General features: G+C 50.5%; 11 protein-coding genes and 1 pseudogene. 6 read left to right on the top strand and 6 right to left on the bottom strand.

The window, feature by feature from the left end:
* Nucleotides 1-12 precede the first annotated feature (12 nt).
* The 5 genes and pseudogenes from J1G48_RS20860 to J1G48_RS23475 form a co-directional block, all read right to left on the bottom strand.
* Complete coding sequence (locus tag J1G48_RS20860; protein WP_000472332.1) at nt 13-852, bottom strand: hypothetical protein; 840 nt, start codon at nt 850-852, stop codon at nt 13-15.
* Between the two features lie 23 nt (nt 853-875).
* Nucleotides 876-2,465 carry a PTS sugar transporter gene (locus J1G48_RS20855; protein ID WP_000716850.1) on the bottom strand — a complete coding sequence of 530 codons (1,590 nt, stop codon included), beginning with the start codon at nt 2,463-2,465 and terminating at the stop codon, nt 876-878.
* Nucleotides 2,466-2,893: 428 nt separating this feature from the next.
* On the bottom strand, nt 2,894-3,622 hold the full coding sequence (locus J1G48_RS20850; protein WP_000587744.1) for a hypothetical protein: 729 nt from the start codon (nt 3,620-3,622) through the stop codon (nt 2,894-2,896).
* Between the two features lie 578 nt (nt 3,623-4,200).
* The gene (locus J1G48_RS20845) at nt 4,201-4,488 is read right to left on the bottom strand and encodes a DapH/DapD/GlmU-related protein (protein ID WP_001675416.1); all 288 of its coding nucleotides are present in this window, start codon (nt 4,486-4,488) and stop codon (nt 4,201-4,203) included.
* Nucleotides 4,489-4,518: 30 nt separating this feature from the next.
* A pseudogene (locus J1G48_RS23475) lies at nt 4,519-4,744 on the bottom strand (hypothetical protein); the annotation flags it as partial.
* Between the two features lie 322 nt (nt 4,745-5,066).
* Here J1G48_RS23475 and J1G48_RS20840 point away from each other — a divergent pair.
* Nucleotides 5,067-5,414 carry a Mor transcription activator family protein gene (locus tag J1G48_RS20840; RefSeq protein ID WP_000615248.1) on the top strand — a complete coding sequence of 116 codons (348 nt, stop codon included), beginning with the start codon at nt 5,067-5,069 and terminating at the stop codon, nt 5,412-5,414.
* A gap of 130 nt (nt 5,415-5,544) precedes the next feature.
* Here J1G48_RS20840 and lysC read toward each other — a convergent pair whose 3' ends face one another.
* The gene (lysC, locus tag J1G48_RS20835) at nt 5,545-6,894 is read right to left on the bottom strand and encodes a lysine-sensitive aspartokinase 3 (protein WP_000136394.1); all 1,350 of its coding nucleotides are present in this window, start codon (nt 6,892-6,894) and stop codon (nt 5,545-5,547) included.
* Nucleotides 6,895-7,281: 387 nt separating this feature from the next.
* Between lysC and pgi the strand changes: the two genes are divergently transcribed.
* From pgi to J1G48_RS20810, 5 genes are all read left to right on the top strand, one after another.
* Entirely contained in the window at nt 7,282-8,931 is a 1,650-nt protein-coding gene (pgi, locus tag J1G48_RS20830; RefSeq protein ID WP_000790036.1) for a glucose-6-phosphate isomerase, read from the top strand.
* 443 nt (nt 8,932-9,374) lie between these two features.
* Nucleotides 9,375-9,617: an exopolysaccharide production protein YjbE gene (gene yjbE / locus J1G48_RS20825; RefSeq protein ID WP_001541297.1), complete on the top strand. Its 243-nt coding sequence runs from the start codon at nt 9,375-9,377 to the stop codon at nt 9,615-9,617.
* A gap of 63 nt (nt 9,618-9,680) precedes the next feature.
* Nucleotides 9,681-10,319, top strand: a complete 639-nt coding sequence (locus J1G48_RS20820; protein ID WP_000824806.1) for a YjbF family lipoprotein — start codon at nt 9,681-9,683, stop codon at nt 10,317-10,319.
* Entirely contained in the window at nt 10,316-11,053 is a 738-nt protein-coding gene (locus tag J1G48_RS20815) for a capsule biosynthesis GfcC family protein (protein WP_000977891.1), read from the top strand. Before J1G48_RS20820 ends, J1G48_RS20815 begins: the two co-directional genes overlap by 4 nt.
* Nucleotides 11,053-13,149 carry a YjbH domain-containing protein gene (locus J1G48_RS20810; protein WP_000750805.1) on the top strand — a complete coding sequence of 699 codons (2,097 nt, stop codon included), beginning with the start codon at nt 11,053-11,055 and terminating at the stop codon, nt 13,147-13,149. The genes J1G48_RS20815 and J1G48_RS20810 overlap by 1 nt, the downstream gene beginning before the upstream one ends.
* Nucleotides 13,150-13,286: the final 137 nt, after the last annotated feature.

Raw genomic sequence — 13,286 nt, 5'->3', positions numbered from 1 at the left:
CGTTCCCTGATATCAATGAACAATAAACGGCGTAACGGCTTCTTTGGCGGCGTTGCACACCATGTTGTCGATAGCCGTACCGACCACCAGAATATTGACTCCGGTATCTTTAAACGCTTTCGCGTTGGCGAGGTTAATCCCGCCTTCCGCCAGCGTCGGAACATCCACCGCGCCGACCAACGCCCGCAGGCGATCTTTAATCATCTGCGGGATATCGCCTGCCGCTACGCCTTCATAGCTCATGCCGGTCATCAGACCAATCATATCCACGCCGATATCCTGCATCCGCTTCGCCACGCTGGCGACCTCTTCCGGCGTGCGTGCAGGAATACCGAAAGTATGCAGATCGTCAGGATGGCCAATATAGGCATCGACGGTCAGACCATATTGATGGGCGAGATTAACGATGTCCTGCAGATCGTCCCAGTCGGATTTATGCGTATGTAAACCGTCGGCTCCAGCGCGGGCAATCTCCAGAATTTCCGTTTCGCTGAGCGGCACCGGTAAGGTTTCGGTAAAACCGCCGGCGATACCAACGGTGATAAAAATATCGTCCGGGACCACATTACGCACACCGTGTACGGCCTCAGCCATCTGGCTGTTGGTGATTTCGTGACGAATCTGCTCCGCCGCGTGCATGTTGCTCACGCCTTTGTGTCCACGCGCCAGCGCCAACGCAGGGTGGTTCGGCTCCAGAAGCTTAACGCCAGCCTCACACACGGCTTTCGCCAGGCGCGCATCGTCGCCAGTTATTCCTGTGCTGAGGATAGTTTGCCCACCGTGAAGCGTGATGGCTTCTTTCACTTTCTGTAACGCTTTGGCGCGTTTTTTATTCATATCGCCTTTAAACATGGTGTACCTCTGGTGTTGGTGCATTAATTAACGGCTGTCGTTGTTGATTCGCTCTGTACGACAGGTTTGAAACGGTTAGCAATAATGGTGGTAAGGCAGGTCATAGCCATTGTGGCAATCATTACGATGGCCATCTGGAGCGCATTGCTGGATAAGAACGGTGAGGCGAAAGCCGGAACATAGGCCACGCCTTTGACGTTAAAAAAGCCCAGCATCATGCCGCCCATTCCGGCCCAAAAAATGGCGGAGCCAAAAACAATTTTGTTGGCGAACATGAAGGGATAGGCGGATTCAACAAAGGTGCCAAAACCCAGGTTAATGAGCAGGCCCGGCGTAGCAACGGCAGCTTCGCTTTTTTCACGCGGGGCGATCACATTGGCAAGGTTAATACCTGCGGCCACCATCACCAGACCGACCATATCGACCGCGCCGAGGAAGCTGACGCCGGATTTTTCCATCTCCAGCAGCACCAACGGCAGGATCACCGCGTGATAGACGCCGCCGAGAATGGCAGGCCAGATAACCAGACCAGCCAGCAGCCCGGCAAGAATTGGGCTGAATGCCAGCGTGCTTTCGATAGCCAGTTTGATGTAATTACCCGCAGATAGCGCCAGCGGACTCAGCAGATAGTGCATGACTAACCCAGCGGCAAGGCCCGATATCCCACCGGCGACGATGTTGACGGTAGTCATTGGGAAGCGCCAGTTCAGGCACAGCTCGAACAGCCAACGGACGAAAATCCCCGCCATTACACCGCCGATAATGCCGCCGATCAGTCCGCCCTCTACGGAAAGCACGCCAGCGACGACCCCGGCCACAATTGAAACTTCATCCAGTTCGGAAATCTGTTTTGCCGCCAGTACCGCGACTAACACTGGCAGACCTTTTAATAAGATTTCAAAGATATCGTTAAGTTTTTCCAGTCCTGGTATGTGGCTCAGGGCGAGTACAATCGCCATGGCGATAAAGCCTGGTAGAGCAGGGATCATGATGCTACGAATGTTAAAACGTTTGAGCAGGCTTTTTCCGGAACCGCTCTGCGAGGGCGAAGCGCTACCCAACTGTGGTTTGTACTTGATACCCCAATGTTTACACAGCGACGCCACGAAGGAGACGGCGCGGGTACGGCTGGTGGTGCCAGTTGTTCCGGAGGTCGCGACCACATTCGCCCCCTTTGCCGCCACCAGCGCCATGGAGGTTCCCCCGGTGCCGACAATCGGTGTTTTCATCTCAACGGCGGCGGCAAAAACGGCCTGGTTCGCCTTTACCGGATCAGCGCTCATTACCACGATCCCATCGATCTCACCGCGGCGGATCATCTCAGCGATTTGGCGATCGCTTTCTACTACCGAGGTGTTTACCTCCGAAAGTTTGCCCTGAAATATGCGCTGTGGTTTTTGTTGGTTTTCTGTGGTTAATGCATAAACCGATGCCGGGGTATCCGGTTTGGCGACGTCCATCGAGGCTTCTGCCGCGATAAACTGTACGGCGGCCACATTCACGCCCGCAGCCTCACACTGCTGATAAATTTCCTGGAGTAACTTCTCTGGCTCGGCGCCACCCAGGTTGTAGAGGTTGCCTCCACTGCTTCCAATAATCGCAATTTTTTTCATAGCGGCCTCAAATAGGGTAAGGGGGTTATCTGTGTTGTAGTGCAATCATAATTCCAACTAAAACAAAATAAAGCAACAATGAAAAGGTGGTTTTATACCAAATGATCTCAATTTTCAAATGTAACTAACTAAAATATAATGATTAATTTGTATTTTTGCTTTATGTTGTTTCGTGTGGTTTTGTGACGAGGTTCAAAATGAGGAGTGCATAAATAGGGGAAAGCTGCCCATGTTGATGGGACGAGTAGGGTGTTGCGGATTCCTGAGCAGTATTCCGCCGGCAGCGCCTGGCGCGGGAACCGCCGGATGACGCGCCTGCGTCGCCATCCGGCAACGCATCGCCCGATGGCGCTTACGCTACCGTATTAGAAACATATAGAGGTTCTGGTGGCGCAAAGAAAAGCGCCGGCATTGAAGAGAAGGAAGCTTTAACGCAGTGATAACTTATATTGTTTCACTTTGCTTTGGATTGTGTTTTTTAAACTAAAATAAGGCACCCAAGGCAATGCTGTGTTCCAGGGGCGAGGGGAACCATGAAAACAGACTATGCTTACTCCGTCAGGTAATTTTCCATTACCTGTCCCATCGTATAGTTCAGGGTTAAAACCAATCATTTTTGGTGTTGCTATATTAGCTTTGTAACTAATAATTCTTCCGGGTAAGATGTTTTGCCATCTTTCAGCATCTTGACATATTCTGCCGATAAATCCTTGATCGCCATGATAGGGCGGGGTTCTTATGGCATTGATTTCCTTTTCAGGATTTTTCATAAATTCATCCCACACATTTTTTTTTGCGGGTGCAGGAATAAACATAATACCTGTTGCTGGCGCAACTGAAGCACCATGCTGAGAAAAGTCATTAAGTAATGTTATTTTTTTCATAGTTGTCAGAGGAGTAATATCTCCCACAACAACGCTATCTATATCAATATAGAGAATATCCTCATTACCAAGAACAGGATGCAGTGGATTGAAAAGTTCTAGTTTTGCCCACCATCCTGGCCAATCATACAAAAGAGGCGCTGTATTTACCCCTTTTATCTTTAGCGCATCTGTTAAACAAACAGAATCATAACCTTTGAGCTGCTTATGTAACCATTGAGCATGTTTTGTGGTGAAGTCTTTGCTTTGTCTGAGCACAGAAACAATAATCATTATATTCCCCGGTGAATATTAGGTGTTTTTAGCCATGTTCCACTATATTTAATGTGCTTTATATTGCAACAAAATTAGTGTTCATATGGTTATTGAAGTTTAATTACATTCAAGATGTGAATGTAATTAATTTGTTTATAATGTTATTAATATATGTAATGTAAGTTGATAAATGTTTTAATGATTGTTTTGTCTTTTATATTTCCATGGGGAGATATAAAATAAGAGTTGGGATGGGAGTGATCTTATTTCCCCTTTTTGTTTCTGGTGGTTTTTATGTTGCTGAATTGGATTAAACACTTCAGTGTTTAAAGCGCGAGGTCCGCAGTATTTTTATCCATCTTCTCAGGCAACCGGGAGGCAGGTATCCCGGAGTTGGACAGACTGCAGTGATGTTACGAGAACGATGCCCGATAGCGTTTACGCTACCGGGCCTTACTAAACGCTCTATCAGAATAGTGATGTAGACATCAGGTCAGAGAATGAACATAAAAATCATTCACAAAAGAAATGTTTTATTTTTAGTCTATTAACCTGACGAGAAAAGTCTATAAAATATTGCAATCTTAAGATTTAGATTAATCCCATTTTTTGTGATTTATTACTGGGATTACTTCTGATGTTTTTTTTGTAATATATATGCTATTTGCTGGAATGCTCTTATTTACAAATGACATTGCTCCAATAGTAACATTATCACCGATAGTAATAGAGCCTATAATGCAGGTGTTGGCTCCTATATCTACATTATTGCCAATAATAATGAAATCATCTTCTTTTAAACCTTGCTTGTTCCCTACTGTTGTATTTTGCTTAAGCGATAAATTACAACCGATACGAGCCTTTTTCGTGATGACGATCCCCATGTGATGCGGAATATCCAAACCATAGCCGATTACTGCTCCCAGCTCTATATCAATTCCAAATTTGGAATTTAGTTTGCGATTAATCCATAATCCAGTTTTTTTCTGTTTTTTTGAACTATAGATATACATCTCATTTGCCAGACGCCACCAAAATAAAAATTACGTCGGCGATTGTTATTGGCCTGCATAAGTAATCGACATAATGAAAATTCATTCCTGCGAATAATCTCATGCCGCCAGTATTCCCGTAATCCACTTCCTTTTTTAGATATGGAAAATAATAAGCAATGTAAGAGTTTGATTTTTTCTTCCTCCAATGAAGAAAGCTAGCTTGTTAAATAAATGTTATTATCGTAGGAGGTTCACGTATCAATTGGTAAAAATACTATAAGATGGTTTTTTATAATACTTCATTTGCTATGCAAACTGAACATTCTTTTAATTTATAATTAAATGCCGTTGATAGTAAATATTTATATATATTTTGAATGTATTGATGGGTAGTTATTTCACCGTTTTTTACGCTTCCCTTTTTGGTGCCGTCACGGGGAGCATGGTGCTGGATATGGAGATAAAATATGATTCAGAAATCAAAAGAAATGGTTCGGCTTCCGGAGATTATTAACGATCTGGCGTTTCATGCGTCGCAGGTACTTATTGAAAGCATGAATATTGATAGCGCGTCAGCCGAAAATGCCGGTCAGGCAATTGCTGACAGAATGATGCGCAACTGGGGCGGGCAAAGCATTTATTTCCCCAAAGGTATCTCTGGTCGAGCCTCGGAGCGGGATTATCAGATTTACAGCGAGTGCGATGGGCGTAATTATGCGGAGCTGGCCAAAAAGTACAATTTGACACTGCAGTGGATCTATAAAATCGTTAAGCGGGTCCACACGGAAAAACAGCACCAGCGGCGTATGCTGTAAGCGATATCGGGTATGGCGTATAGCGACAAGCGCTATACGCCGGGAGCTGCGACAGGCCGGATAAGGCGCTTGCGTCGCCATCCGGCAGCGTATTGCCTGATAGCGCTCACCCGCTGTCGTGTCAGGGCGATTATTCAAATAAGTTCTGATGTAGCTTTTGCACCACTTTCTCGGCATCGTCTCCCGGCACGAGGAAGCACAGATTGTGGCTGGAGGCGCCGTAACAAATCATGCGAATGTTGAACGGTTCCAGGACGCCAAACACTTCTTTACCAACACCGCAGGCTTTTGACAGGTTGTTGCCAATCAGCGCGACCAGCGCCAGTCCTTCTTCGACTTCGACCCGACACAGCGCGGAAAGCTCCATCAATAAGGATTGGGTCAGTAACGTATCGCCCGTGGAGGTGGAGCCGGTAGTATCCAGCGTCAGCGCAACGCTCACCTCCGAAGTGGTAATCAGATCTACCGAAATATTATGCCGCGCCAGAATGCCGAACACCTCTGCCAGGAAACCTCGTGAGTGCAGCATATTCAGGCTGTGCAGCGTCAATAGCGTTTGATTGCGGCGCAGCGCCAGCGCGCGGAACAGCGGCGGGTTTTGGGTTTTATTGCACACCAGCGTACCGCCCGCTTGCGGATCTTTACTGGAGCCAACGAAGACCGGGATATCGCTGCGCACGGCCGGGAGTAAGGTGGCTGGATGCAGTACTTTTGCGCCGAAGGTTGCCATCTCCGCCGCTTCTTCAAAGTCGATTTCATCAATTCGCTGCGCGACGGGCACTACGCGCGGGTCGGTGGTGTAAATACCGGGCACATCTGTCCAGATATCAACTCGCGCGGCATGGAGCGCTTCAGCCAGCAACGCTGCCGTATAGTCGCTGCCGCCGCGGCCTAATGTCGTGGTGCGGCCTTTGCTTTCACTGCCGATAAAGCCCTGAGTAATGACCAACGTTTCGCTCAGGCGCGGGAGCAACTGCTGCGCGGCCAGTTCCGCAAGCGCTGCGACGTCCGGTTCCGCACGACCAAAGCGATCGCTGGTACGCATCACTTTGCGCACGTCGAACCAGTGGGCCTGTACGTCGCGTTCACGCAGGATCTCAACAAATAGCAGGGTAGACATCAGCTCGCCGTGGCTGACCAGTTCATCGGTCAGGGCTGCCGATGTCGCCAGCGATGCCGCCTCCGCCAGAATAGTGATGTTTTCCAGCAGGCGTTCAATCTCTTCGCGAATGACATTCGGATGACGCAGACGATCAAGGATATCGAACTGGATTTTACGGATGGCGTCGAGCGTAGCGAAACGTTCGCCGGGCTCCATCCCTTCGGCCAGCGCCACCAGCAGATTAGTGATGCCGGCAGACGCGGAAAGCACGACTAAACGAACATTGGCGTCGGAAAGTACGATATCCGCGCTACGGTTCATGGCGTCAAAATCAGCGACGCTGGTACCGCCAAATTTGGAAACAACGATCTCTGTCATATCAACCTCGTGTCAGGAAATGAAAAACGCGACCATGGCACAAGGGCAGAACAGAAACCGGTGCAGGCGCAAATGCAAGTAACGTATTTATAAATAAAAGTTGTGGCCTGGACTGTCAACGTTGGGATTATGCGGATTTTTTATGCTGAGTTTAGGCTCAGTAACAGCGCTTATAACCCCGATACCCGTTTGTAGTATGTTGGCTTATCTATGCGCCCGGCGACTCACCCACTTGCCGCCTTTCTGCACCTCGAATTATTTAGGGTATATACTTTTTATCCTCATTCGACAGTGCCTGGGGCAACGGCACTAAAACAATCACACTTTTCTGTGACTGGCGTTACAATCGATCCCAGTCACAATTCTCAAATCAGAAGAGTATTGCTAATGAAAAACATCAATCCAACGCAGACTTCTGCCTGGCAGGCGCTCCAGAAACACTACGATGAAATGAAAGACGTTACGATCGCTGAGCTTTTCGCGAACGATAGCGACCGTTTCGCTAAATTTTCCGCGACGTTTGACGATCTGATGCTGGTGGATTTCTCCAAAAACCGCATCACCGAAGAGACGCTGGCAAAATTACAGGATCTGGCGAAAGAGACCGATCTGGCCGGCGCGATTAAATCCATGTTCTCCGGCGAGAAGATCAACCGCACCGAAGACCGCGCCGTGCTGCACGTGGCGCTGCGTAACCGTAGCAATACGCCGATCATTGTGGACGGCAAAGATGTGATGCCGGAAGTGAACGCCGTGCTTGAGAAAATGAAAACTTTCTCGCAAGCGATTATCTCCGGTCAGTGGAAAGGCTACACCGGTAAGGCCATCACCGACGTGGTGAACATCGGTATCGGCGGTTCCGACCTCGGCCCGTTCATGGTGACCGAAGCGCTGCGTCCGTATAAAAATCATCTGACTATGCACTTCGTCTCTAACGTTGATGGCACCCACATCGCTGAAGTGCTGAAAAAAGTGAACCCGGAAACCACGCTGTTCCTGGTCGCTTCTAAAACTTTCACCACCCAGGAAACCATGACCAACGCCCACAGCGCGCGCGACTGGTTCCTGAAAACTGCAGGCGATGAAAAACACGTGGCGAAACACTTTGCTGCGCTCTCCACCAACGCCAAAGCGGTCGGCGAATTTGGTATCGACACGGCCAATATGTTCGAGTTCTGGGACTGGGTCGGCGGTCGTTACTCGCTGTGGTCTGCCATCGGGCTGTCCATTATTCTGTCCGTCGGTTTCGACAACTTTGTCGAGCTGCTTTCCGGCGCGCACGCGATGGACAAGCATTTCTCCACCACTCCGGCGGAGAAAAACCTACCCATTCTGCTGGCGTTGATTGGCATCTGGTACAACAATTTCTTCGGCGCGGAAACCGAAGCCATTCTGCCGTACGACCAGTATATGCACCGTTTCGCCGCCTACTTCCAGCAGGGTAACATGGAATCCAACGGTAAATACGTTGACCGTAACGGCAACGCCGTGGATTACCAGACAGGCCCAATTATCTGGGGCGAACCAGGCACCAACGGTCAGCACGCGTTTTATCAATTGATTCACCAGGGTACTAAAATGGTGCCGTGTGACTTTATCGCCCCGGCTATCACCCATAACCCGCTATCCGATCATCATCAGAAGCTGCTGTCTAACTTCTTCGCGCAGACCGAAGCGCTGGCGTTTGGTAAATCCCGCGAGGTGGTTGAGCAGGAATATCGCGATCAGGGTAAAGATCCGGCGCAGCTCGAACACGTTGTGCCATTCAAAGTGTTTGAAGGCAACCGCCCGACCAACTCTATCCTGCTGCGTGAAATTACACCGTTCAGCCTGGGCGCGCTGATTGCGCTGTATGAGCATAAAATCTTTACGCAGGGCGCCATCCTGAACATCTTTACTTTCGACCAGTGGGGCGTTGAGTTGGGTAAACAGTTGGCTAACCGTATTCTGCCGGAGCTGGGCGATGATAAAGCTATTTCGTCCCATGATAGCTCTACCAACGGTCTGATTAACCGTTATAAAGCCTGGCGCGCCTGATGGCGCTGCGCTTATCCGGTCTACGTAATGCATAGCGTCTGTGGGCCGGATAAGGCGTTTCGCCGCCATCCGGCAAAAAGAGAATAAGATAATAAAAAGGCCGATATTCACATCGGCTTTTTTTATAAGATAATTCCGCTTGTCCGTCTTTACCCCCACAATTTTATATTGAGCTTAATCCTAAAATAAGCAATAACCAGAAAATCACTCTGCGTTATTTTCAGATTATACGGATGCCTTTGTGTTTTTATTTAATTCTAACTTATTGATTTGATTTACTTATTAATTAAATAGAGGATGTGTTGTTTCTTTAAAGTTTAATTATCCTAAAACCTCGCTGTTATTTCTCCCGGACATAATCCGCCTGCTTTGGTTGTGTATACTCGGTAGCGCCCGAAATTCTTTTGGGTAAATCTCCATTCATTCAATGAAGGGAAATTATGATGAAAAAAGTACTGTATGGCATTTTTGCCATAACCGCGCTTGCGGCGACATCTGTCTCGGCAGCCCCCGTTCAGGTGGGTGAAGCGGCAGGGTCGGCAGCGACGTCGGTATCGGCGGGAAGCTCCTCCGCTACCAGCGTTAGCACCGTAAGTTCGGCGGTGGGCGTCGCGTTAGCGGCAACCGGCGGCGGCGATGGTTCCAATACCGGGACCACGACCACCACGACCACCAGTACCCAGTAGTATCGGTACGTTTAACCATAACCACACTCCGGTGTGGTTATTTTGCCCCTCTGGAGAAGCGTCGTGAAGCGACTCGCACTTATCCTGATTTGCCTGCTATTACAGGCGTGTTCGGCCACCACTAAAGGCCTGGGCGATTCACTGTGGGACAGTTTGTTCGGTACGCCAGGCGTACAGCTAACGGATGACGATATTCAAAACATGCCGTATGCCAGCCAGTACATGCAGCTTAACGGCGGCCCTCAACTGTTTGTGGTGCTCGCTTTCTCGGAAAACGGGCAGCAGAAATGGGTGACGCAGGATGGCGCGACGATCGTGACGCAGCATGGCCGTCTGGTCAAAACTCTGCTCAGCGGTGACAACCTGATCGATGTGAATAATCTGGCGGCCGACCCGCTGGCGAAACCAGGACAGATTATCGATGGCGCGACCTGGACTCGCACCCTGGGCTGGACCGAACATCGCCAGGTGCGTTACGCCACCGCCCGCTCCGTTTTTACATGGCGAGGGACCGATAGCGTGAACGTCGGCAGTGAAGAGACCGCCGTGCGGGTGTTAGATGAAGAAGTGACGACCGATCAAACGCGCTGGCGTAATCGCTACTGGGTTGATAGTGAAGGCCAAATTCGCCAGACGGAACAGTATCTGGGCGCGAATTACTTTCCGGTGAAAACCACGCTGATTAAGGCGGCAAAATCATGATGAAAAGGATGATAAGCGCGCTGGCACTGGCCTTTATCGCGTCATCCGTCTTTGCCAGCGGCACTGTTACCGTTTTTACCCAAGGTAATAGCGAGCCTAAAACGCTGACAGACGCTGAACGTCTGCTCGATTTAGTCGGACAGCCGCGCCTGGCAACGAGCTGGTGGCCTGCGGCGGTGATAGGCGAAGAACAGGCGACCGTGACGGCGCGTCAGCAGCAGCAGGAACTTCTCGGGCGACTGGCGGCGCTCGGCGCTGAGGAAGATGGCGATGCGGCGGCGGCGATAAACACACTACGCCGACAGATTCAGGCGGTGAAGGTGACGGGCAGACAATTAGTGAACCTTGATCCTGACGTGGTTCGGGTGAGCGAACGAGGTAACCCGCCGCTGCAAGGTCACTACACGCTCTGGGTCGGGCCGCAACCCACGCAGGTGACGCTCTTTGGCTTGATTAGCCAGCCGGGCAGCCAGCCGTTCGTCCCTGGGCGGGACGTCGCCAGTTATCTTGAGGGTCAGCGCTTACTCAGCGGCGCGGATCGTAGCTATGCCTGGGTGGTTTACCCTGATGGACGCAGCCAAAAAGCGCCGGTGGCTTACTGGAATAAACGTCATATCGAGCCAATGCCCGGCAGCATTATTTTTGTCGGTTTTGCCGATTCCCTTTGGCGCGGCACGCCGAAGGCGATAAATGCCGACATTCTTCATACCCTGACGCAGCGGATACCGGAATAATGAAAAAAACACATCTGCTCAGCGTGCTGGCGCTGGGTATTAGCGCGGCCTGCCATGCCGAAACATATCCAGCCCCTGTTGGGCCTTCACAATCTGACTTTGGCGGCGTGGGCCTGCTGCAAACGCCGACAGCGCGTATGGCGCGTGAAGGGGAGATGAGCCTGAACTATCGTGATAACGATCAGTACCGCTACTACTCGGCTTCGGTTCAGCTTTTCCCGTGGCTGGAAACCACGTTGCGCTATACCGATGTCCGTACGAAAAAGTACAGCAGCGTGGAATCATTCTCCGGCGACCAGACTTACAAAGATAAAGCGTTTGATGTGAAACTGCGGTTGTGGGAAGAGAGTTACTGGATGCCGCAGGTGGCGGTTGGCGCGCGCGATATCGGCGGGACGGGGCTGTTTGATGCGGAATATATTGTAGCGAGTAAGGCCTGGGGGCCGTTTGATTTTTCATTAGGTCTCGGCTGGGGCTATCTTGGCACCAGCGGCAATGTGTCTAATCCTTTCTGTTCGTATAGTGATAAATTCTGTTCGCGTGATAACAGTTATAAAGAGGCCGGTTCCGTCGACGGTAGCGATATGTTTCACGGCCCGGCCTCGCTGTTTGGCGGCGTGGAATACCAGACCCCGTGGCAACCGCTACGCCTGAAGCTGGAGTATGAAGGCAATAACTATCAGCAGGATTTTGCGGGTAAACTGGAGCAGAAGAGCAAGTTTAACGTCGGCGCCATTTACCGCGTCACCGATTGGGCCGACGTTAACCTCAGCTACGAGCGCGGCAACACCTTTATGTTTGGCGTTACGCTGCGCACCAATTTCAACGATTTACGTCCCGCGTATCATGACAATTCACGCCCGCAATACCGACCACAGCCGCAGGATGCCATCCTGCAACATTCGGTAGTGGCTAATCAATTAACGTTATTGAAATATAATGCCGGTCTGGCGGACCCGAAAATCCAGGTCAAAGGCGATACGCTATACGTTACCGGTGAACAGGTGAAGTACCGCGACTCCCGTGAAGGGATCGTGCGCGCTAACCGGATCGTCATGAACGATCTGCCGGAGGGGATCCGCACGATCCGCGTGACGGAAAACCGCCTTAATCTGCCGCAGGTCACCACTGAAACCGATGTCGCCAGCCTGAAACGCCATCTGGAAGGCGAACCGCTGGGACATGAAACTCCGCTGGCGCAAAAACGCGTGGAGCCGATCGTGCCAGAGAGTACTGAACAGGGTTGGTATATCGACAAGTCGCGCGTTGATTTTCATCTTGATCCCGTGCTGAATCAGTCGGTAGGCGGCCCGGAAAACTTCTATATGTATCAGTTGGGCGTAATGGGAACCGCGGATCTGTGGGTCACAGATCATCTGCTCACCACGGGCAGCGTGTTTGCCAATATCGCCAACAACTACGACAAATTTAACTACACCAATCCGCCGAAGGACTCGCATCTGCCGCGGGTGCGTACGCATGTCCGTGAGTATGTGCAGAACGATGTTTATGTGAATAACCTACAGGCCAACTACTTCCAGTATTTTGGCAATGGTTTCTATGGGCAGGTCTACGGCGGTTATCTGGAGACCATGTTTGGCGGTGCCGGGGCGGAAGTCCTGTATCGCCCGGTAGACAGCAATTGGGCGTTTGGTCTGGATGCCAACTACGTGAAACAGCGTGACTGGCGTAGCGCGCAGGATATGATGAAGTTTACCGATTACAGCGTGAAGACCGGACATTTGACCGCATACTGGACGCCGTCGTTCGCCCAGGATGTGCTGGTGAAAGCCAGCGTTGGTCAGTATCTGGCGGGCGATAAAGGCGGTACGCTGGAGATCGCCAAACGCTTCGATAGCGGCGTCGTTGTCGGCGGTTACGCGACGATTACCGATGCGTCGCCGGATGAATATGGGGAAGGGGATTTTACCAAAGGCGTATATGTTTCCGTACCGCTGGATCTCTTCTCGTCCGGCCCAACCCGAAGTCGTGCGGCAATTGGCTGGACGCCGCTGACGCGTGACGGTGGTCAACAGCTTGGCCGTAAGTTTGGCCTGTATGATATGACCAGTGACAGGAGCGTAAATTTCCGTTAATACTCAGGCCGGATAAGGCGTTCACGGCGCTATCCGGCAAATTACCTTATTGAACAAAATATAAACACAAATAAAAAATATAGATGCCCGTCACATTTGTGCGTTATACAGAAACCTCGCCGCAGAGAAAGAGGGGG

Origin of the sequence: Salmonella sp. SAL-020, assembly GCF_017372215.1 — a bacterium.
Classification (GTDB): Bacteria; Pseudomonadota; Gammaproteobacteria; order Enterobacterales; family Enterobacteriaceae; genus Salmonella; species Salmonella enterica.
Note: the sequence above shows the minus strand (reverse complement) of the source record. Positions and strands in the feature narration are given on the sequence as shown.

Coding starts and splice junctions, on each gene's coding strand:
- pgi (WP_000790036.1), top strand. CDS start 7,282: ATGAAAAACATCAATCCAACGCAGACTTCTGCCTGGCAGGCGCTCCAG.
- J1G48_RS20815 (WP_000977891.1), top strand. CDS start 10,316: ATGATGAAAAGGATGATAAGCGCGCTGGCACTGGCCTTTATCGCGTCA.
- lysC (WP_000136394.1), bottom strand. CDS start 6,894: ATGACAGAGATCGTTGTTTCCAAATTTGGCGGTACCAGCGTCGCTGAT.
- J1G48_RS20860 (WP_000472332.1), bottom strand. CDS start 852: ATGTTTAAAGGCGATATGAATAAAAAACGCGCCAAAGCGTTACAGAAA.
- J1G48_RS20845 (WP_001675416.1), bottom strand. CDS start 4,488: ATGGGGATCGTCATCACGAAAAAGGCTCGTATCGGTTGTAATTTATCG.
- J1G48_RS20810 (WP_000750805.1), top strand. CDS start 11,053: ATGAAAAAAACACATCTGCTCAGCGTGCTGGCGCTGGGTATTAGCGCG.
- J1G48_RS20840 (WP_000615248.1), top strand. CDS start 5,067: ATGATTCAGAAATCAAAAGAAATGGTTCGGCTTCCGGAGATTATTAAC.
- yjbE (WP_001541297.1), top strand. CDS start 9,375: ATGAAAAAAGTACTGTATGGCATTTTTGCCATAACCGCGCTTGCGGCG.
- J1G48_RS20850 (WP_000587744.1), bottom strand. CDS start 3,622: ATGATTATTGTTTCTGTGCTCAGACAAAGCAAAGACTTCACCACAAAA.
- J1G48_RS20855 (WP_000716850.1), bottom strand. CDS start 2,465: ATGAAAAAAATTGCGATTATTGGAAGCAGTGGAGGCAACCTCTACAAC.